The organism is Streptomyces sp. NPDC045021 (assembly GCF_056432645.1).
The window spans coordinates 302,664-321,570 of sequence record NZ_JBWKIQ010000001.1 but is presented as its reverse complement, the minus strand read 5'-3'; the positions used below and the strand labels follow the sequence as shown (position 1 = coordinate 321,570).

Genomic DNA, 18,907 nt, shown 5'->3' with positions numbered 1-18,907 from the left:
GGCCCGCGGCCGGTCAGCTCGCGAAGCCGATGCCGAATAGGTGCAGCGTGCCGTCGTCGGTCACCGGCAGAGTGACACTGGCGATCTGCTTGCCCGCGGTCAGCGGGAGCTTGCTGCTGAACAGGTACGTTCCGACGGTGTCCTTGGAACCGTCGCCGACGTTGCGGTACGGGGTCTGGACGACCGTGGCGGTCCCGGGGAGCGGCTTGCTCGCCCCGGCGTTGAGCGTCCAGTCGGACATGGCCAGCGTCACCTTCTCCGTCGAACCGTCGGTGTAGGTGACGGTCACGGCGCCGCTGGTTCCCTTGGACGGGGCGTTGATCGCGGCTCCCAGGAAGCCGATCGCGGTGGCGTTCGCCGGGGCGGCGACCGGGATGGTCTGGCCGGCGGCCGCGATGTTGTCCGGCTTGCCGGTGCCGCCCGGCCAGGGGTAGGCGATGCCGTCGGACGTCACGGTGCCACCCGTTTTCACTCCGGCGGCGTCCAGCGCGTTCTGCGAGTAGGCCCAGCCCTGCTCGTCGAAACCGCCGCCGAAGGTCTTGCCGTCGGGATACACGCCGGTCCCGGTCGCGTACGGCCACAGCGCTCCGGGCGCGGCGACCGCCACATGCAGTGCCGTCGACGGCAGGGCGGTGCCGTCGCTGCTGCTGAGGCTGATCGGGATCGAGTAGGCGCCCTCGGTGCTGCCCGCGGTCACCTGCAGTTGCTGCTCGGCGGGGGAGTGCGCCGGCACGGTGAGGGTGCCGCTGGTGGTCGTCATCGTGACTCCGCTCGGCGGCGCGGCGGTCCACGCGACGCTCACCGGGGTGTCGGAGATGTTGGCCAGGTTCAGCGTTCCGGTCCCGCTCGCGCCCGGTGCCAGGACGAGTCCGGCGCCGGACGGCCCGGTCGCGGCGATGACGTCGCGCTGTCCGGTGCTGTCGGAGGGCGGTGCGTCGGAGGCCGCGGAGCCCCAGGACGTGTTCGGGGTGGCCGCGAGGGTGTAGTCGAGCGTCGCGCCGCCCGACAGCTTGCTGAAGCTGGTCCAGGGCTTGTTCCACGCGGCGCCGTTGACCTTCAGCCCCTGCACGTACGGGCTGCCGGTGGCTGCGGCGGGAGCGTTGATCGTCACCGTGCGCCCGTTGCCCAGCGTCACCTTCGCGGTCGGGAAGACCGGGCTGCCGAGCACCAGGGTGTCGGCGCCGGGCGTCTCCGGGTACATGCCCAGCTCGGACCAGACGTACCAGGACGACATGGCGCCGAGGTCGTCGTTGCCGAAGGAGCCGACCGGGGCGTTGAAGTACAGCTGCTGCTGCACGTCCCGCACCGCCTTCTGCGTCTTCCAGGGCTGACCCAGGTAGGCGTACTCCCAGGGGATCTCCACGCTGGGCTCGTTGCTCAGATCCGCGTGGGTGCTGTCGGGCTTGGTGAGAGCGGACAGCAGGCCGTCCAGATAGCTGCTGTAGGCGGCGGCCCCGCCGCGCGACTGGATGAGCGCCTGGAGATTGAACGGAACCATCGGCGTGTACTGGGCCGAGGTTCCCTCCACGAACCCGTTGGACGTGCCGGGGGTGAATCCGGCCGCGAACTCGCCACTGGCCAACTTCGCCTGGAGGTAGCCGGTCTGCGGGTTGAAGACGTTCTGCCAGTCCTGGGCCCGGCCGGCGAAGGTGGAGTAGAGGTCCTTCTTGCCGAGGGACTTGGCGAAGGCGGCGATGGCGTAGTCCGCGCTGTCGTACTCCAGCTGCGTCGAGACCGGACCGTAGAAGTTGCAGCAGCCCCACGTGCTGTTGTCGATCGGCAGATAGCCCTTGGCGTCACGGACGGCCTGACCCGGACGGTCGCCGTTGGCGTGGGTGGCCTGCCAGGTCATCGCGTTCAGGGCGTCGCCGGTGTCGAAGCCGCGGGCACCGAACGCGTACGCACCGGCGATGATGCCGTCGGCGGGGTCGCCGACCATCACATAGCTCTCACCGTTGTTCTGCGCCCACTTGGGGAGGATCCCGATCTGGTGGTAGCCGTTGAGCATCGACGTCACCACGTCGGAGGCGACGGCCGGCGCGACCATGGCCATCAGCTGGGTCTGCGACCGGTAGGTGTCCCAGCCCGAGTAGTTGGCGTACTGGATGTGGCCCTTGGCGGTCGTGTGGATCTGCCGGTCCATGCCCATGTACTGCCCGTTGCTGTCCGAGAACACATTGGGGTGCAGCAGGGAGTGGTAGAGGGCGGTGTAGAACTGGGTCTGCTGGTCGGTGCTGCCGCCGCCGACCTTGATCCGTCCGAGGGTCTGGTTCCAGGAGCTGTGGGCGGCCTGCCGCACCGTGTTGAAGTTCCAGCCGCGGATCTCGCTCGCGACATTGCCCGCGGCGTTGGCGTCCGAGGTGTACGAGATACTGACCTTGGCGGTGACGGTCGCCGACTTCGAGGTGTCGAAGCCGAGATAGACACCGTTGGCGCCGACCACCGGCGGATTGGCGGCAGCCTTCGCCGTCGACGCGTCGGCAGCGCCGCCGTGCGTCGTCGGCTGCTTCTTCGACGGGAGGGTGAAGTGCGCCTCGGGCGTCGCCGCCCGGGTGGTGGCGGCGGACAGCTGCTGCTGCGGAGCACCCAGCTTCAACGCCTTGGCGTTCGGGTCGACCGTGCTGCCGATCCAGGTGCCGCTGCTGCTGAAGGGCCGGTCGAAGCTGATCGTGAAGTGCAGGGTGTACGTGTTGTTCGCGCCGCAGAAGTGGCCGCTGTCGATCGCCCCGGTCACCTCATGGTCGTTGACGACCTGCGCCCGGGTGCCGTCGATCTTGGTGGCGCCACCGCTCAACTTGAGCAGCAGATGGGCGTCGGACCCGCTGGGGAAAGTGAAGCGACCCATGCCGGCGCGGGCGGTGGCCGTCAGCTCGGTGCTCACCCCTGAGCCGTCGGTGAGCGCGTAGTAGCCCGCCTGCGCGGTCTCCTTGGCGTGGTCGAAGCCGACCGAGGTCGCGGCCAGATCGCCGGTCAGCGCACCGGTGAACGGCAGGATCGGCAGATCGCCGGCGGCCGGACAGCCGGGCCCCGACAGGTGCGTCAGGCTGTAGCCGGAGATCTTCTTGTCGGTGTACTCGTAGCCGCCGCCGTCAGGCCGGTGGGGGGTCGTGTCCGGACTCCACTGGACCATGCCGAACGGCGCGTCGGCACCCGGGAAGGTGTCGACCGCGCCGGAGGTTCCGATGATCGGGTTCACCAGCGAGGCGGGGTCGTCGACGAGTCCGGCCGCGTGGGCCGCCGGCGCGCCCAGCGCCTGCATCGGCAGCGCCACCAGTACGGCCGCTGAGAACACGGCCAAGGCGGTACGGAGGACGGGCGCGCCAGTGCGCCCATATCGTGTCATCACGTGGCTCCAGGAGACGATTGGGGATCTTCTAGGTGACATACGTGCGCACATACCGAAGGCAGCGTTGTGAGTTGTCCGTCCATTGGGTGACAACGTTGTCAGATCGGAACAACAAATAGTGAAGCCGCCACCTGAGGGAAAGTCAACAACGCCTGTACCAAGCCGAGTCCGGCCCCGCGTGAGGTGTGGATGGGCGGCCCGCGTACGCCCGTTCGGTGCAGAACGTACAGAAGCGTGGCAGTCAAGAGGGCATGTCAGAGCCGCAGTTGGCATCTCCGTCGGCTTCCCATGGGCTTCGATCGCGGCGAATGGAGTCGTCGGTGGATGCGAAGCCGGACCTGCTGGGAATTGGCCCCCGGCCCGCACCGTACGTATTACGCGCTCCGTCGGCGCGATTTCCGGTGCGGGAATCCTGGAATTTCATCCGCGAGGAGACTCAGCGGCTCTTTTTGGTCTCCACGGAATCCGCGAGTTCAGCGATCACCTGCGCGTGGCAGAGCTCGGGAACGCACCAGCAGCCGAGCCGGTGCCCGCGCAGGTCGGGGAGAAGGGCGAGGAGTTCGGGTCGGCCCAGCAGGTAGTCCCGGTACTTCTCGACGACCTCCTCGCGGGTGCCGTCCGGGCCGGGCCGGAAGGGGCAGGCCAAGGGGGATCCCTTGAGATGCCAGCCGCCCCGGTTCATGGCACGCCCGACGTACACGACGTCCGCGTATTCGGGGTCGTCGCGGTGGCCCTTGAGATTGACGACCGTGGTCCTGTGCATGCCCTGGGTCCTCCGGCCTCGGTCGGGTTCTGTACCGGCTTCCGCGGCCCGGCGGGGTCAGGGAAGCTCGACCGCCAGGAGATCCACGGGGCGGAAGTCCGGTGCTGAGATCAGCATGGTCGCTGCCGCCTTCATCAGCGCGCCGACGATCCGGCGCGGCAGATGGGTGGCCGCTCGCCGAACGGCGGCCCGACGCGCTCATGGACCACGCCTCGGGGCCCGGTTTGGCGGCCGTCCGGTGTGGTCAGGCCCATGCGGACGATTCATGGTCCAGCGCCGGGGCGGGCTTGGGGCTGGGGCCGTAGGAGTTCTCGTACGGCTGGCTGTCGCTCGCCAGGAAGACAAGCACGAAGATCGCGCCGACGAGCGGAACGATCGTCAGGAGCAGCCACCAGAACGACCGGTCGGTGTCGTGCAGCCGGCGCCAGACGACGGCCATGCCGGGCAGGAAGCTGACGATCTGGTACGCCGAAGAGACGTACGGATCCACGCCGAGCGACGCTTCGCCGAGCTGCATCGCGCAGGTGATGATCGTGGTGATCAGGTAGAAGTACCAGAACTCCTTGCGGCGCGCGCGCCCGCCGAAATTCACATAGTTCCGGAAGGCTTGCAGATACCAGTGCATGGCGTCCTCCAAGGACAGCGTTGGCGCCTGTCCGTGCGGAGCAAGCCAGGGGGCGGGAGCTAGAACCTATGGGGGCGCAAGTCTGCAGGTCAAGACTGTCCCGCTGGGCCGGAACGGTGCACGGGGCGCATCCGGCGGTCCGGCTTCCGGTTGCTCTCTGGCCTTGACGTCAGGGTCAAGGTCTACCGTCGGGGCATGCGGATCGGTGAGTTGGCGGAGCGGGCGGGTGTGACCACCCGTGCCTTGCGGTATTACGAGTCCCTCGGGCTGCTGCCCGCCCGGCGTGCCGGGAACGGATATCGGTCCTACGGCGACGACGATCTGCGCCTTCTGGCGCAGATCCGCACGCTGCAGGATTTCGGCTTCGGGTTGGAAGAGACCCGCCCGTTCGTCGAATGCCTGCGCGCCGGGCATCCGGAGGGGGACTCGTGTCCCGCCTCCCTGGAGGTCTACCGGCGCAAGCTCGCCGAGCTGGACGACTGCATCGCGCGGCTGCGCGAGGTGCGTGAGCAGGTCGGGGCGCAATTGGCACGCGCGGAGGTGGAGGCCACCGCGCACACGCCGGAGAGCTCGCCGCCGCGGTGTGAATGGGCCGGGCACCCGGACGACGATGGGAAGAGGAGCTGACATGGCGCAGGCGACAGGATTGGCCACGGTGACGGATGCGACGTTCGCCGAGGAGGTGCTGGGGGCCGAGGGGCCGGTGCTGGTGGAGTTCACCGCTGATTGGTGCGGGCCGTGCCGGATGATCGCCCCGGTGCTGGAAGCGGTGGCCGAGGAGCAGGCGGGCCGGCTCAAGGTGGTGCTGCTGGACGTGGACACGAATCCGGAGACGCAGGCGGCTTACGGCGTGCTGTCGATGCCGACGCTCATGGTCTTCAGCGGCGGACAGCCGGTGAAGTCGATGGTCGGGGCCCGCCCGAAGCGGCGACTCCTGCAGGAGCTCGACGACATCCTCCACTGACCGACCGACGGGCGCGTCCGTCGCGCGCCTCCCGCGTCACGGCGCACGGCGCCCGTGCCCACCCGTCGGCCGCAGCGACCCGTACACCGGCAGCCCCCGACCGCGCAGAACGGTCGGGGGCTGCCGCGTGCCGCTCATCCGTTGGTGTTGACCCAGCCGTCGCCCCCGAAGTCCTGGCTGATCTGACACATGGCGATGTTGTAGCTGCCCGACGCCTCGGCCTTCGAGATCACCTTGCCGTTGACAAGGATCGTGCACTTCACGTGGCCACCGCCCTGCAATTGCGCGGTGATCGAGTAGTACATGGGAGTCCCCAGCGGCTTGGTCACCTTCAGGGGCACCTTTCCCGAGAAGCTCGACCCGGCTGGTCCGTAGGTGACCTCCGCGGCGCTGCCCTCCACCAGGTAGGTCACCGTCTCCGCGGCTGCCTTCTTCTCGGCGGCCGGGGCCTTCGACGTGGGCGCCGCCTCGCCCCCGGTTGCCGCGGACTTCTTCGATCCGGGCGCCGCGGCCGGCGCGGACGCGGTCGCCGTACCGGCCTTGTCGGCGGCGTCCTTGCCACCGCCGGCCACCGCGGCGATCACACCGATCACGACGCAGAACGCTGCGACCGCGATGAAGGCGGTCAGGCAGCCGCTTCTCTTGCGCCTGGCCGGTGGTGCCTGCGGTGCCTGCGGTTGTTGCGGTGGGCCCCAGCCCTGTGGCTGCTGATACGTCACGATGCCCCCAAGGTCTCAAAAAGTTGAGGATTGAAGCATCGCGTCCCTTGTGTCACCCAGTACTCATAGTTACTACTCCGTGACACAAGAAACCAGGAAAGGTACGGCGGAAGGCTGATATTCGGGCATTCGCATGCCGACAACCGGATTGCCCGCCCGGCGCCACTGCCCCGTCACGTCTTGGTGGGGCGGGCCCGTACGTGCATCCTTTCGCCCTGGGCGCCGAACAGGCTGAGGAACTCGACCGGGCGCGTTCCGGCGTTGGCGAAGCCGTGCGGGGTGCGGGTGTCGAATTCGGCGGCTTCGCCGGCGGTGAGGACGAGATCGTGCTCGCCCAGGGCCAGCCGCAGCCGGCCGGACAGGACGTAGAGCCATTCGTAGCCCTCGTGTGTCCCCTGCTTAGGGCGGGCGTCGGCCGCCTTGCCGACCGGGAGGATCTGCTTGTAGGCGTGCAGGCCGCCGAGGTGCCGGGTCAGGGGCACGAAGGTCTGGCCGTGTCGGGTGAAAGGGCGCGGGTGGATACGGGGATCGCCGGTGTCCGGTGCGCCGACCAGTTCGTCCAGCGCCACGCCATGGGCCTTGGCCAGCGGCAGCAGGAGTTCCAGGGTCGGCTTGCGCTTCCCGGACTCCAGGCGCGAGAGAGTGCTGAGCGAGATGCCGGTTGTCTCGCTCAGCTGCGCCAAGGTGGTACCGCGGTCGTTCCGCAGCGCCCTCAGCCGGGGTCCCACAGCGGTCAGCACACCGGGAATGTCGTCGTCTGCCATCCCACTATTTGCCATCTCGGCAAGAAACTTTGTCAAGCGGGCGGTGATGGGTTGACGATCGCGGTGAACGGAGGCGAGCGATATGACGACACACGCAGAGCAGACGACGACCACCGCTGCCACGGACGACGAGCGGCGCTACGACGTAGTGATCATCGGAGGTGGCGCCGCGGGACTGAGCGGGGCCCTGACCCTGGCGCGAGCACGGCGCTCGGTACGGGTGATCGACGCCGGACAGCCCAGGAACGCCCCGGCGGCAGGCGTCCACACCTATCTGGCGCGCGAAGGCACGCCACCCGCGGAGCTCTTGGCGGCCGGCCGCGCCGAGGTGACCGGTTACGGCGGCGAGATCGTGTCGGGCACCGCGGCGACCGCCGAGCGCCGCACCGGCGGGACTGCCGGGACCGCCGGGACCGGCGGGGATTTCCGGGTCGTCCTCACCGACGGGACCGCGGTCCTGGCGGATCGGCTCCTGGTGACCACGGGCCTGGTCGACGAGCTGCCCGCGGTCCCCGGCGTGGCCGAGCGGTGGGGACGCGAGGTGCTGCACTGCCCCTACTGCCACGGCTGGGAGGTACGCGACCAGCGGATCGGCATTCTGGGGACCGGACCCCTCGCCGTGCACCAGGCTCTGCTGTGGCGGCAGTGGAGCAGCGACGTCACCCTCTTCCTGCACACCGCACCGGAACCGGGCGAGGAGGAGTACGAGAAGCTCGCCGCCCGCGACATCGCGGTCGTCACCGGCGAAGTCTCCGGCCTGGCGATCACCGCCGATCGCCTCTCCGCCGTACGGCTGGCCGACGGCCGGGAGGTCGCCTGCCAGGCTCTCGCGATCGCTCCGCGCTTCACCGCCCGCTCGGGAATCCTTGTCGGCCTCGGCCTCGAGACCACCGAGCAGGAGATGGGCGGCCATGTGATCGGCAGCCATGTCGCCGCCGACCCCATGGGCGCCACCGCCGTCCCCGGCGTGTGGGTGGCCGGCAATGTCACCAACCTGGCCGAGCAGGTCATCGGCGCCGCCGCCGCGGGAGTGCGAGCCGGGGCGGCCATCAATGCCGACCTGATGTCCGAGGAGACCGACCGGGCCGTCGCCGCCCGCCGAGCCCCCTTCTCGCAGCGCATGGAGCGCGAGATGTGCGAACGCGTTCTCGGCGACCGCCGGCACGGCCTGTGATCCCACCGCACGCACTCGATGACGTAGACCCTGCGACCCGCAGACCTGACGCGGCAGATGCTGCACCACAGACACCGACGATGACCCTGACGAAGGATGCCTCGATGACCGACCACCTGAACCACGCCTCGGCCGAAGAGTTCTGGGACGCCCGCTACGGCTCCAGCGACCAGATCTGGAGCGGTGAGCCGAATGCCGTCCTGGTCCGCGAAGCGACCGGTCTGACCCCGGGCAGCGTCCTGGACCTCGGATGCGGTGAGGGAGCCGACGCGATGTGGCTGGCACAGCAGGGCTGGAAGGTCACTGCCGTCGACATCTCCCACAAGGCCATTGAGCGCGGGGCCGAACATGCGGCGGCCGCGGGCGTCGCCGATCGGATCGACTGGCAGCGGCACGACCTCGCGGTGTCCTTCCCCGTCGGCACCTTCGATCTCGTCTCGGCCCATTTCCTGCACTCTCCCGTCGACATGCCGCGGGAGCGGATCCTGCGCAGCGCCGCGGCGGCCGTCGCCCCGGGCGGCGTGCTGCTGGTCGTCGGGCACGCCGGTTTCCCCTCCTGGGAGACCGATCACGGCCACGACGTGCATTTCCCCACGACCGACGAGGTCTTCCGCGACCTCGAACTCCCGGCCCGGCAGTGGGAAGTGCTCCTCAGTGACGTGCACGAGCGCGGCATGACGGGTCCCGACGGGCAGCCGGCCACCCGCACCGACAACACCCTCAAACTCCGGCGCCTGGCCGGCTGAGCTCCGTCCGCATGAGCCCCGTCCGGCCGAGCCCCGTCCGGCAGGACTCGCCTCCGACACCCACCACGCCGGGCGTTCCGCACACGTCCTCACCCCGGGTGCTCCTCACACGTCCTCACCCGGGGTGCTCCGCACCTGTCCGCACGGCGGGAGTGCTCCTCACACGTCCCGACGCCGCACGACGACGATGGCGACGACCACCGAGACGACCACCCAGCCGGCGAGCGCGATCCACGATCCGGAGACCGTCGCCGGATACTTGCCCGGGTCCATGTACGGGTTGCCCGGATTCTCCTTCAGCCGGTCCACCGCGGCGATCGGCAGGGCGTGGCCGATCTCCTTGAGGATCTTGTACCTGTCGCCGCCGAACATCAGCGGTGCGATGAACAGCAGGGTCACCAGGGCGACAATCGTGGCCGTGGCGTGCCGGATGACGGCGCCGAACGCGATGCCGATGAGCGCGGACACCGGGACGATCAGCGCGTACGCGGTGACGGCGCGCAGGCAGCCGGGGTCGTTGATCGAGAGCCCGACATGGCGCGACGCCAGCATGGCGTTGGTGCCGAAGAAGGACGCCGTCGAGATGATCACGCCGAGGACGAGAGTGACCGCCGCCACGACGACCACCTTGGCCGCCACCACCGCGCGGCGGTCGGGGACGGCCGCGAACGTCGTACGGACCATTCCGGTGGCGTACTCGCCGAAGATCGAGATGGCGCCGACGCTGGCTGCCGCGAGCATCATGAGGTAGACGGCGATGCTGTTGAGGCCGTGGAACAGCGGGTCGTACTGGAAGGGTGGCATTCCCGGTGGCGGGTTCGGCCGGTCGATGTAGGTCAGGTCGGTGTGGACGGCGTTGAGATTGATGACGATGGCGGCCAGCGCGCTGACCACGAGCACCCAGTAGGTCGACCGCAGCGACCGCATTTTGATCCACTCGGCCGCGAGAAGGTCCACGAACCGCGCCGGGGGCCCGGCCGTCCGCGCGGCCGGCCTGTCGACGGTCGACACCAGTGTGCTCATCGGGGATCTCCTGCGAGGTATTCGACGCTGTCGGCGGTGAGTTCCATGAACGCTGTCTCCAACGACGAGTTCTTGGTCGCGAGTTCGTGCAGCACGATGCGATGCAGGTGGGCGAGTTCGCCGATCCTGGCCGCACCCAGCCCGGTCACCCTCGCCACCGTGCCGTTCTCCTGGCGCACCGACGCGCCCTCGGCGGTCAGCACGGCCGTCAGCGCGTCGAGTTGGGGCGTGTTCACGGTCACGCCCATGCCGGTGCTGCGGGCCGAGAACTCCTCCAGGCGCTGGTCGGCGATCAGCCGCCCCTGGCCGATCACGATCAGCTGGTCGGCGGTGTGTTCCATCTCGCCCATCATGTGGCTGGAGACGAACACGGTGCGGCCCTCGGAGGCCAGCCGCCGGAACAGCCCGCGCACCCACAACACGCCCTCGGGATCCAGGCCGTTGAGCGGCTCGTCGAAGAGCAGCACCGGAGGGTCGCCGAGCAGTGCGCCCGCGATACCCAGCCGCTGTTTCATCCCGAGGGAGAACCCGCCGATGCGGCGGCGCGCCGCCTTGGCCAGTCCGACCTCCTGCAGGACCTCGTCCACGCGGCGCAGCGGGATGCGGTTGGTGCGAGCCAGGGCGGACAGGTGCGCCGCGGCGCTGCGGCCGCCGTGCACGTCCTGCGCGTCCAGCAACGCGCCGACATGGCGCAGTCCGCGCGGGAGGTTCGAGAACGGGATCCCGTCGACGGTGACGGACCCGCCCGTCGGGGTGTTCAGACCCAGGATCATCCGCAGCGTGGTGGACTTGCCCGCACCGTTCGGGCCGAGAAACCCGGTGACCTGACCGGGCCGCACGGTGAAGGTCAGGTTGTCGACGGCGACGGTGTCGCCGTACCGCTTCGTCAGTTGGTTGGCTTCAATCACGATGCCAACGGTGCCCGTCCGACAACCGGTCCCACATCGGGCCGCCGACCACCATCCGCGGGTGGGTCTGTGGTCCTGGGGAGTACGTCCACGGGCCAATGTGCTGGTGAGGGCGGTGGCTTACGATCGGGCCATGACCGTCACTCCCCGTCCTCCGCTGTTGAAACGCCTGCCCATGGGCGTGTGGGTGGGTGCTCTCTGGGCGACGATCGTCCTGGTGCGCTCGTTCCAACGGCCGGACGAGTGGGTGCGTCTGGTCGAGCTCGACGGCAACATGGAGGGCGGTCCGCTGCTGATCGTCGCTGTCGTCACCACCCTCGGCGCCCTGCTGCTGTTCCGCGCTCCGCTGGTGTCTCTCGCCGTGGCGCTCGCGGGGTTTGTCGTCGCCCTCGAGTCGTGGGTGGTGGAGGCGCCGATCGTGGTCTTCCTGCTGGCCGACAGCGTGGTGGGCTACATCGCGTCCACCCGGTCGCGTCGTGTGTCGATCCTCGCCGTCATGATGCCGGTCGTTCTGGTGACGGCTTTCACGGTCACCCGACTGGTGCGCGACGAGACAACGGGGATCTCGGGGCAGGCGGCCCTCGCATCGACCGCGCTCATCGCCTGGCTGATCGGCAACACGATCCACCAGAGCCGCGCCAACACCGAGACGCTGCGCTCGCGGGCCACGGAACAGGCGGTCACCGCCGAGCGGTTGCGGATAGCCCGCGAGCTGCACGACATGGTCGCGCACAGCATCGGCATCATCGCCATCCAGGCGGGCATGGGCAGCCGGGTCATGGACACCCAGCCCGACGAGACCCGCAAAGCCCTCGACGCCATCGAGGCCACCAGCCGCGACGCACTGTCGGGGCTCCGGCGGACGCTGCGCGCGCTGCGCCAGTCGGACCCGGGTTCCGCGTCCCTCGAGCCGGCGCCGGGACTGGCCGACGTCGAACAGCTGGTCTTGAAGACAAAGGACGCCGGCGTACGCGTCGACGTCCGGTGGCGTGGGAAGCGCAGACCCGTCCCGTCCGACATCGACCTCTCCGCCTTCCGCATCATCCAGGAAGCGGTCACCAACGTCGTGCGGCATTCCGGCACCCGTGACTGCAGCGTGAGCGTCGACTACCGGGACGAGGAGCTGTCCATCGAGGTCGTCGATCTCGGCTGCGGCGGCGACGGGGGAGCAGCGGGGTTCGGCATCGTCGGCATGCGCGAGCGGGTCAGTCTGCTGCACGGCGACTTCAGCGCCGGACCGCGGCCCGAAGGCGGCTTCCGTGTCGCCGCACGGCTTCCGGTGCCCGCGGCGGCCGTGGCGGTCGCCCGATGATCCGTGTCATCCTCACCGACGACCAGCCCCTGGTCCGCACCGGCCTGCGTGTGCTGATCGCCGACACCCCCGACATCGAGGTCGTGGGGGAGGCCGCGAACGGCGCCGAGGCGGTGACCGTGGCCACGGAACTGCGCCCCGACGTCGCCGTCATGGACATCCGCATGCCCGTCATGGACGGCATCGAAGCCGCGCGACGCATCACCGCGGACCCGGGGTCGCAGACGCGCGTCCTGGTCCTCACCACCTTCGATGACGACGACTACGTGTATGCCGCGCTCCGCGCCGGGGCGAGCGGCTTCCTCGTCAAGGACATGCCGCTGGAGTCCATCCTCGACGGGATCCGCGTCATCGGCGCCGGTGACGCCCTGATAGCCCCGAGCGTCACCCGCCGCCTCATCGAGGAGTTCGCCGGCCGCCCCGAGCCCGCCGCCCCGCGCCCTGTCGCGGTGGACGGCATCACCAACCGCGAGCGCGAGGTCCTGACGCTGGTCGGCCGCGGGCTGTCCAACACCGAGATCGCCGAGGAACTCGTCATCACCGTGTCCACCGCCAAGGCCCACGTCGCAAGGCTGTTCACCAAACTCAACGCCCGCGACCGCGTCCACCTCGTCATCATCGCGTACGAACTCGGCCTGGTATCCCCAGCCCGCTAGGGCCAGTCCGGCGCCCGCTCTGGACTCCGCCTCAGGCCGCGGCCCAGGCGGGGTCGCGTCCGGTGAGGGCGACGACGCGGTCGAGGAGGGGGGCGCCGGAGGGGAGGGGGACGGGTGGGCCGAACACGCCCTGGCGGGTGGTGGCCTGGTCCGGTGCGGACATCGGTTCCACGAACTCCCGGCAGCCCTCCAGCGTTTGCGTGTCGGCGGTGAACGGCTGCCCGGTGGCGCGGGCGATGTCCCAGCCGTGGATGGTCAGTTCGTTGAGCGCCACCCTGCCGATCATGCTCGCGGGCATCCTGACACCGCCGACCTCGGTCATCCCTTCCCAGGCGGCGGGATCGCGCCAGGCCTCGGCGAGGCCGGCGAGCTGCTCGGGGATGCGGGTGCGCCAGTCGTCGCCCAGGCGGGAGGCGTCGCCGGACGGTGCCGGCGACGTCTCGTGGAGCGGAGTCTTCCGGGCGGCGGTGATGAAGGCGTGGGAGAGTCCGCCGACATGCTCGAGGAGATCGCCGAGGGTGTATTTGGAACATGGGGTCGGCGCGGTGAGCTGTTCGTCGGGGATTGCGCCCAGCAGGTCGGAAAGTCGCTGCGCGGCGGGACCGAGGTCGAGCATCGCTGTCATGAGAGGGACTCCTTCGGCGCGGGTTCTCGGTATGAGGGGCAACGAAGAGGTAGACGGCGTGGCGCGGCGGAATTCATCGGTCGTGCCGTGCTGCGTTCGGGCGTTCGGGCGTTCGGGCGGGCGGTGCGGTGACGAGTCGCGCGCCCGCCATTCCAGAATGAAGCCACTGTAAAAAACGCAATGACTTCACTTTTGGAGTAAGTCCGCGTTTGGGTCAGGTGGACGCGCGGCGGCTGTGGACCGGCTGCGAGGAAGCCCTCGCCCGAACCACCACATGACGGAGGAGCCCGGCGGCTACAGGAGAGTGCGCTGCATCCACGGCACGAGATCGCGCTCCTCGTGCAGGAGGTACTGGTCGACCTCGCCGAGCACCAGCTGGGTGGTGAGCGGCATGCCCTCGACGGCCACCTTGCCGGCGATGACGTCGTCCAGGCGTCGCAGGAGCTGAGCGCCGTCCTCGCGATCGCGTACCACCGCGACGGAGGCCCTGTCGTGCCGCTCCAGAAGCGGGTGGATGGTCGCCTGCTTCGCCAGGTAGTGGTCCTCGAACGCTTCCCGGAACGCCGGCAGGCCCTCCGGTGCGCCCGAGGGGACCCGGTGCATCTTCTGCAGGGTTGCCCGCAGTGCGCGGCTGCGGGCGACGAGTGCGTCCACCGCAACCGTGTGGATCTCGTGCGCCTGCGCCTCGTCGTGCCGGCGCTTCTTGACCTCGGCGTCGAATTCCGCCCCGCGCTTGCCGATCTCGTGCGGTCCGTGGAAGGTCTCCTGCGACGCGTGGTCCTGCGACCCGGGGTCCTGCTGCGATGAAGCGGTCATGGTGGGCGACACCTCCTGATTGCATCCACTCACGCTGTGCTGGTACCCGCAAACCCGGGCCGGACGCCACCGGGGACGCCACGTCCCCACGAATGGACGCCCGGCCGAGGCCGGGCGTCAGGGTCGATGAGGGCCGGCACCCGCCGCACGCACGGATGGCCGTCCCCGGCTCTCGCCGGCCCCCCGAACGGCCATCGGCACCTGTCCGCGCCGGATGTGGTTCCGGTGTCAGACCTCTCTCTTGTTCCTCATCATCATTCCCGCGGCCGCGAGGCCGAGCAGGCAGATGACGGCACCGGTGATGATGTTGTTCCACATCGCGCCGGTCTCGGGGTGGCGGATGACCACCCAGGGGGAAACGATCAGCCAGACGCCGATCGCCGAGCAGGCCAGGCTCAGGCCCTGCATGCGTTCCGGAGCCATGGTCAGGCACAGGGCCACCACGGCGACCGCGATGCCCATGATCAGGTTGTTCTGTGCCAGCTGCGGGGACGTGGGCGCGAAGTGCACCGTCCAGGGCGATATGGCGGCGTACAGCCCGGCCAGGAGCAGGAGTCCGTCGACCCCTACGATCCCCCGGCCTCCGAGTACGCGGGCATACCGGTCCCGCATTTCCGATACGTCTGGGTGACCGGAGATATCCCCCGGGCGGTGTGACACGTCGGCCATACGACTCGCCTCCTTCGGCTTATGCAAGTCTGACCGCGTTTGCGGCATATACCGCGAATCCATTGTGCGCCTATATCGTCCTTATGTGTAGCTTATGTCCGGGGATACTGGCCAGGTCAGGGGCGGGGAGCGGGTGATCGCCGGCGCCTGGGCGATCACAGCGTCGTCGCCCATGATCGCGCTCCTGGGGCAGGGCGCCTTGACGCTCGGCGGTCCCGCGAGTCGCCGCAGGGGTCGCGGCGGCCCGGGGCCCCGAAAACGGCACTGGCCGCCGGTGGGCACCGGCGGCCAGAACCTTCGAGCGGGGTGTGTCAGTGGTTGGCGACACCGTTGCCGGACAGGACCGGGATCTGGTCCAGGATGTGCGACAGCGGCTCGTCGCCCTTGATCTGCGACGAGTTCTCGGTGCACTGCTGGTTCTGCGGCGAGGACAGGACGTTGATGTCCTGGACCGTGATCGGCACCACGCCGATGAGGGAACCGACGTTGGCCTTGGCCGGCAGACCGATGCAGGGCTTGTTCAGCGAGCCCTGGATGAGGCCGAACGAGGGGCTCATGTAGCCGCTCGTGTAGGTGTTGCCGTACGACTGCTCGGCCCCGTTGCCGTTGGTGGTGCTGGTCCCGCCGCTGTCGCCGATCGCCATCGCCGGCGCGGCCACCGCGGCGGAGACGCCCATGACGGAGACTGCGACGGCCGCCGTGGCGAGGAACTTCTTGATCATGATAATCCCTTTTGTGCGAAATTGACCTGGTACCGGGTCTGCCTGATCAACTGCCCGTCACGGATTTGGTTATGGGGCTTCACTCGTATGGAGGCAAGCGAAAGGGACCCCTGGGACTTGGGGTTCAAGTCCCAGGGGTCCCCGGGGGTGTGGGTGCGGCCTCGCGGGCGGCGCGGAGTCTCAGGCGGCGTATTGGCCCTGATGGCTGCAGGGATCGGCGGCAAGTCCCGAGAGCTCTTCCGCCGCGACGGCCGGGCCGGCTTGGAGTGCGGCGCTGACCAGGGTGATGAGGAGGTCGATGTCGGTGCCGCAGTCGAGCCGCACGGTCACCCAACCGGAGCCGTCGCGCAGCCTCAGCGCGGTGGACTCGCTCAGTGCCGGAAGCAGTTTGGCGACCATGGTGCGGGACAGGTGCACGTCGGCTTCCTGCTCGCCGTGGAAATGGACTATCTCCTGGGCGCCTGTGCGCACGCAGTACTCGCTGCCGCAACTGGCCCGGCCACCGGTGAGACCAGGCCAGCTCATCAGCCGTTCCCTGGCATGTCTGGCAGAGTTCATGCGCTTAGCCTGCCGCAGAATTCCCGCCCGGCACAGAGGTAGGAGGTGCCATCCGGCCGCCCGCGGGTCGCAGCGCGCAACGTCCCTGGTCAGGGCCGCACAGTGCGGCTGAAATTCTCGTTGGTCCCACCTCGGTTCCCTGGTATGCGAAGACGGGTGGGACGGCAGTTGTCGTGTGGTGTTCCCGCGGGACGATCGGGAGTTGACGAGGGGTCGGAGCCACGGTCCCGCGGCCCGTCGAATGTCACGACGGCTGGTCTGTACGGGTGAAATCTGCCCTGCATGCGGGTGCGCCTCGCCCCGTTCGTGGTCCGGGTGTGTGTGGCGGTGGAACGTTGCCCGCTCGACGGCCCGTGTCGATGCGACCGTCCAGCGCCGAAGCCCATACGGCACAAAAGCAAAGGTCTGGCATGCAGAAAATTCGAAGTGCCCTCCTCCTGGGTCTCACTGCCGCTGTGGCGATGGCCCCCACCGTGGCCCTCGCCGTACCCCTGGCCACCGACTCCGGTTCCCCTCGACACAGCAGCGTGCTCCCCCGATCCGGCCATGGCGACACCTCGTGGACCGACTGGTACGGGTGGAGCGACTGGAACCTCTGGAAGGAATGCGGCCACGGTCCGTGCGGTCCCGCCGCTCACGCCGGTGACAGTCACAAGGACGAGCACGCCAAGGGCGGTTACGGCAGCGATTCCGGTGGCAGCACCGGGGGCTCCGGCTCGGGTGGCTACGGCAGCACCACGGGCGGGTCCTCGGGCGGGTCGTCGGGCGGTTACGGCAGCGATTCCGGTGGCAGCACCGGTGGCCACAGCACCGGAGGCTCCACGAGCGGTGGCTATGGCAGCACCACGGGTGGATCGTCCGGCGGTTCGTCCGGCGGGTCCAACGGCGGATCCTCGGGCGGGAGCCACGGCGGGACCACAGGTGGGACTCACGGTGGAACCACGGGCGGGACCCACGGCGGAACCACCTCGGGTGGGAGCAGCGGTGGTTCCTACGGTGGGACGACCGGCGGCACCACGACCACGGGTGGGTCCACCGGTGGAACGCATGGTGGAACGACCGGCGGCACCCACGGTGGAACGACCGGCGGTACGCACGGTGGCACCACGAGCACGGGTGGTACCTCCTCCTCGGGCGGCAGCTCGAGCACAGGCGGGAACACCTCGGGTGAGACCACCAGCACGGGCGGGTCGACGAGCACGGGCGGATCGACCAGCACGGGCGGGTCGACGAGCACGGGCGGATCGACCAGCACGGGCGGATCGACGAGCACAGGCGGGTCGACGAGCACGGGCGGCACCTCGACCTCGGGTGGCACCTCGACCACGGGTGGGTCCTCCGGCGGAACGCATGGTGGGACCACCGGCGGCACCCACGGTGGAACCAGCGGCGGAACGCACGGTGGCACCACCGGCGGGCTCGCTGACACGGGTCTGGGCGACAACCAGCTGGGGCTCGAGATCGCCGCGGCCGCCAGCCTCCTCGCCGGCGGTGTCTTCGTCGTGGCAACCCGGCGCCAGCGCCGCCAGTAGCCGACCGCGGCCCATCGGCCGGCCCATCGGCGTCGCGTGAGCGGCGTCAGGGAAACTGTCGGACCCTGTCCGCCCGGAAGCGCTGCGCGCTCCGGGCGGACAGGCGCGCCTGCGTGCGGGATCAGTCGGTGAGGTCGACCCGCAGCGTCAGAAGGTTCGTGCCGACGGTTCGGACCGCGGCGCTGTTGAGCGGCGGCAGGGACTTCAGCCGCGCACGAGCGTCGTCCTGCGGGATCGGATGTGCGGTGCCGGCGTACCACTTCCCCCTGATCCGGACCCGGACCTGCGGATGGGCCTGGATGTTCCGGACGTACTGCGACTTCTCGCCGAACTCCGAGACGAACCAGAATTCACGTCCGATGCGGCGTCCGCCGATCGGTGTACGCCGCGGCAGGCCGGACGTGCGGCCCGTCGTCTCCAGAACGGTCTGCGTCGGAAGCCGCACCAGGAGCGGGTTGCCGATCCGCCGCTGGAACGACGTGACGGTCCGGAACTTCATCTCGCGATAGCGCGACACTCGTCGCCCTCCCGTTCGTGGCCGGTGATGTCCGGCGTAGGGACCCGGCGCTGCCCGCCCACCAGTATGGCCCGGCTGTGGGGCGCTCAGAGGTGCGCGTCCAGGAACGCCTTGAGCTGCTCGCGGGTCATCGGCCCGGTCCCGGTTGCCGTCACCTCGCCCTGTACGAGCAGGAGCATGGTGGGCGCGCCGGTTACCCCGTAGCGCTTCGTGGCTGCGGGACAGCGGGTGATGTCGGCCTTCACGGTGGTGAGGCGGTCACCGTACTCGTTGGCCAGGTCGCGCACGATGGGGTCCATCTCCTTGCACGGCTGGGACCAGATCCCCCAGAAGTAGGCGAGCACCGGTCCGTCGGCCTTCGCGAGAATGAAGTCGAACTCCTCGTTCTCCATCGGTTGGTGGACCCGGCTTGCCATCGACTCTCCCTGCATTGCGATCAACACGGCAGCATTCACCCTGGCCCGTTCC

At 69.4% G+C, this 18,907-nt stretch carries 21 protein-coding genes; 6 read left to right on the top strand and 15 right to left on the bottom strand.

Annotated elements, in window-relative coordinates; translation table 11 throughout:
* Positions 1–13 precede the first annotated feature (13 nt).
* From AC07DC_RS01465 to AC07DC_RS01455, 3 genes are all read right to left on the bottom strand, one after another.
* Positions 14–3,292 carry a GH92 family glycosyl hydrolase gene (locus AC07DC_RS01465; RefSeq protein WP_478910761.1) on the bottom strand — a complete coding sequence of 1,093 codons (3,279 nt, stop codon included), beginning with the start codon at positions 3,290–3,292 and terminating at the stop codon, positions 14–16.
* A 490-nt stretch (positions 3,293–3,782) separates the two neighbouring features.
* Positions 3,783–4,109 carry a DUF4326 domain-containing protein gene (locus AC07DC_RS01460; RefSeq protein ID WP_478910759.1) on the bottom strand — a complete coding sequence of 109 codons (327 nt, stop codon included), beginning with the start codon at positions 4,107–4,109 and terminating at the stop codon, positions 3,783–3,785.
* A gap of 244 nt (positions 4,110–4,353) precedes the next feature.
* Complete coding sequence (locus tag AC07DC_RS01455) at positions 4,354–4,734, bottom strand: DUF805 domain-containing protein (protein WP_478910757.1); 381 nt, start codon at positions 4,732–4,734, stop codon at positions 4,354–4,356.
* Between the two features lie 195 nt (positions 4,735–4,929).
* Between AC07DC_RS01455 and AC07DC_RS01450 the strand changes: the two genes are divergently transcribed.
* Together AC07DC_RS01450 and trxA are read left to right on the top strand one after the other, a co-directional pair.
* Entirely contained in the window at positions 4,930–5,361 is a 432-nt protein-coding gene (locus AC07DC_RS01450) for a MerR family transcriptional regulator (protein ID WP_478910755.1), read from the top strand.
* Position 5,362: 1 nt separating this feature from the next.
* Positions 5,363–5,698: a thioredoxin gene (trxA, locus tag AC07DC_RS01445; protein ID WP_478910754.1), complete on the top strand. Its 336-nt coding sequence runs from the start codon at positions 5,363–5,365 to the stop codon at positions 5,696–5,698.
* Between the two features lie 134 nt (positions 5,699–5,832).
* Here trxA and AC07DC_RS01440 read toward each other — a convergent pair whose 3' ends face one another.
* Positions 5,833–6,417, bottom strand: coding sequence for a hypothetical protein (locus AC07DC_RS01440; protein WP_478910752.1), 585 nt, complete (start codon positions 6,415–6,417; stop codon positions 5,833–5,835).
* 173 nt (positions 6,418–6,590) lie between these two features.
* Positions 6,591–7,181 carry a helix-turn-helix domain-containing protein gene (locus AC07DC_RS01435; protein ID WP_478910750.1) on the bottom strand — a complete coding sequence of 197 codons (591 nt, stop codon included), beginning with the start codon at positions 7,179–7,181 and terminating at the stop codon, positions 6,591–6,593.
* An 82-nt stretch (positions 7,182–7,263) separates the two neighbouring features.
* Between AC07DC_RS01435 and AC07DC_RS01430 the strand changes: the two genes are divergently transcribed.
* A complete protein-coding gene (locus AC07DC_RS01430) occupies positions 7,264–8,355 on the top strand; it encodes an NAD(P)/FAD-dependent oxidoreductase (RefSeq protein WP_478910748.1) in 1,092 nt (363 codons plus the stop codon).
* Positions 8,356–8,459: 104 nt separating this feature from the next.
* Positions 8,460–9,101 carry a class I SAM-dependent methyltransferase gene (locus AC07DC_RS01425; RefSeq protein WP_478910746.1) on the top strand — a complete coding sequence of 214 codons (642 nt, stop codon included), beginning with the start codon at positions 8,460–8,462 and terminating at the stop codon, positions 9,099–9,101.
* Positions 9,102–9,260: 159 nt separating this feature from the next.
* On the opposite strand, the gene AC07DC_RS01420 is transcribed toward AC07DC_RS01425, so the two are convergent.
* Complete coding sequence (locus AC07DC_RS01420) at positions 9,261–10,124, bottom strand: ABC transporter permease (RefSeq protein ID WP_478910745.1); 864 nt, start codon at positions 10,122–10,124, stop codon at positions 9,261–9,263.
* The gene (locus AC07DC_RS01415; RefSeq protein WP_478910743.1) at positions 10,121–11,032 is read right to left on the bottom strand and encodes an ATP-binding cassette domain-containing protein; all 912 of its coding nucleotides are present in this window, start codon (positions 11,030–11,032) and stop codon (positions 10,121–10,123) included. Before AC07DC_RS01415 ends, AC07DC_RS01420 begins: the two co-directional genes overlap by 4 nt.
* A gap of 133 nt (positions 11,033–11,165) precedes the next feature.
* On the opposite strand from AC07DC_RS01415, the gene AC07DC_RS01410 reads away from it, so the two are divergent.
* Both AC07DC_RS01410 and AC07DC_RS01405 read left to right on the top strand, forming a co-directional pair.
* Entirely contained in the window at positions 11,166–12,344 is a 1,179-nt protein-coding gene (locus AC07DC_RS01410) for a sensor histidine kinase (protein WP_478910741.1), read from the top strand.
* Positions 12,341–13,000 carry a response regulator gene (locus AC07DC_RS01405; protein ID WP_478910739.1) on the top strand — a complete coding sequence of 220 codons (660 nt, stop codon included), beginning with the start codon at positions 12,341–12,343 and terminating at the stop codon, positions 12,998–13,000. Before AC07DC_RS01410 ends, AC07DC_RS01405 begins: the two co-directional genes overlap by 4 nt.
* Positions 13,001–13,031: 31 nt before the next feature.
* Here AC07DC_RS01405 and AC07DC_RS01400 read toward each other — a convergent pair whose 3' ends face one another.
* From AC07DC_RS01400 to AC07DC_RS01365, 8 genes are all read right to left on the bottom strand, one after another.
* On the bottom strand, positions 13,032–13,625 hold the full coding sequence (locus AC07DC_RS01400) for a TIGR03086 family metal-binding protein (RefSeq protein ID WP_478910738.1): 594 nt from the start codon (positions 13,623–13,625) through the stop codon (positions 13,032–13,034).
* A 294-nt stretch (positions 13,626–13,919) separates the two neighbouring features.
* Positions 13,920–14,441 carry a hypothetical protein gene (locus AC07DC_RS01395; protein WP_478910736.1) on the bottom strand — a complete coding sequence of 174 codons (522 nt, stop codon included), beginning with the start codon at positions 14,439–14,441 and terminating at the stop codon, positions 13,920–13,922.
* Between the two features lie 228 nt (positions 14,442–14,669).
* Complete coding sequence (locus tag AC07DC_RS01390; RefSeq protein WP_478910735.1) at positions 14,670–15,110, bottom strand: SPW repeat protein; 441 nt, start codon at positions 15,108–15,110, stop codon at positions 14,670–14,672.
* 311 nt (positions 15,111–15,421) lie between these two features.
* Positions 15,422–15,832 (bottom strand): rodlin, encoded by a 411-nt coding sequence (locus AC07DC_RS01385; RefSeq protein WP_478910733.1) that lies wholly within the window; start codon positions 15,830–15,832, stop codon positions 15,422–15,424.
* 180 nt (positions 15,833–16,012) lie between these two features.
* Complete coding sequence (locus tag AC07DC_RS01380; protein WP_478910731.1) at positions 16,013–16,390, bottom strand: luciferase domain-containing protein; 378 nt, start codon at positions 16,388–16,390, stop codon at positions 16,013–16,015.
* 991 nt (positions 16,391–17,381) lie between these two features.
* Positions 17,382–17,717 carry a hypothetical protein gene (locus AC07DC_RS01375; protein ID WP_478910729.1) on the bottom strand — a complete coding sequence of 112 codons (336 nt, stop codon included), beginning with the start codon at positions 17,715–17,717 and terminating at the stop codon, positions 17,382–17,384.
* A gap of 326 nt (positions 17,718–18,043) precedes the next feature.
* Positions 18,044–18,421: a nitroreductase/quinone reductase family protein gene (locus AC07DC_RS01370; protein WP_478912564.1), complete on the bottom strand. Its 378-nt coding sequence runs from the start codon at positions 18,419–18,421 to the stop codon at positions 18,044–18,046.
* 104 nt (positions 18,422–18,525) lie between these two features.
* The gene (locus AC07DC_RS01365; RefSeq protein WP_478910728.1) at positions 18,526–18,855 is read right to left on the bottom strand and encodes a thioredoxin family protein; all 330 of its coding nucleotides are present in this window, start codon (positions 18,853–18,855) and stop codon (positions 18,526–18,528) included.
* Positions 18,856–18,907 lie beyond the last annotated feature (52 nt).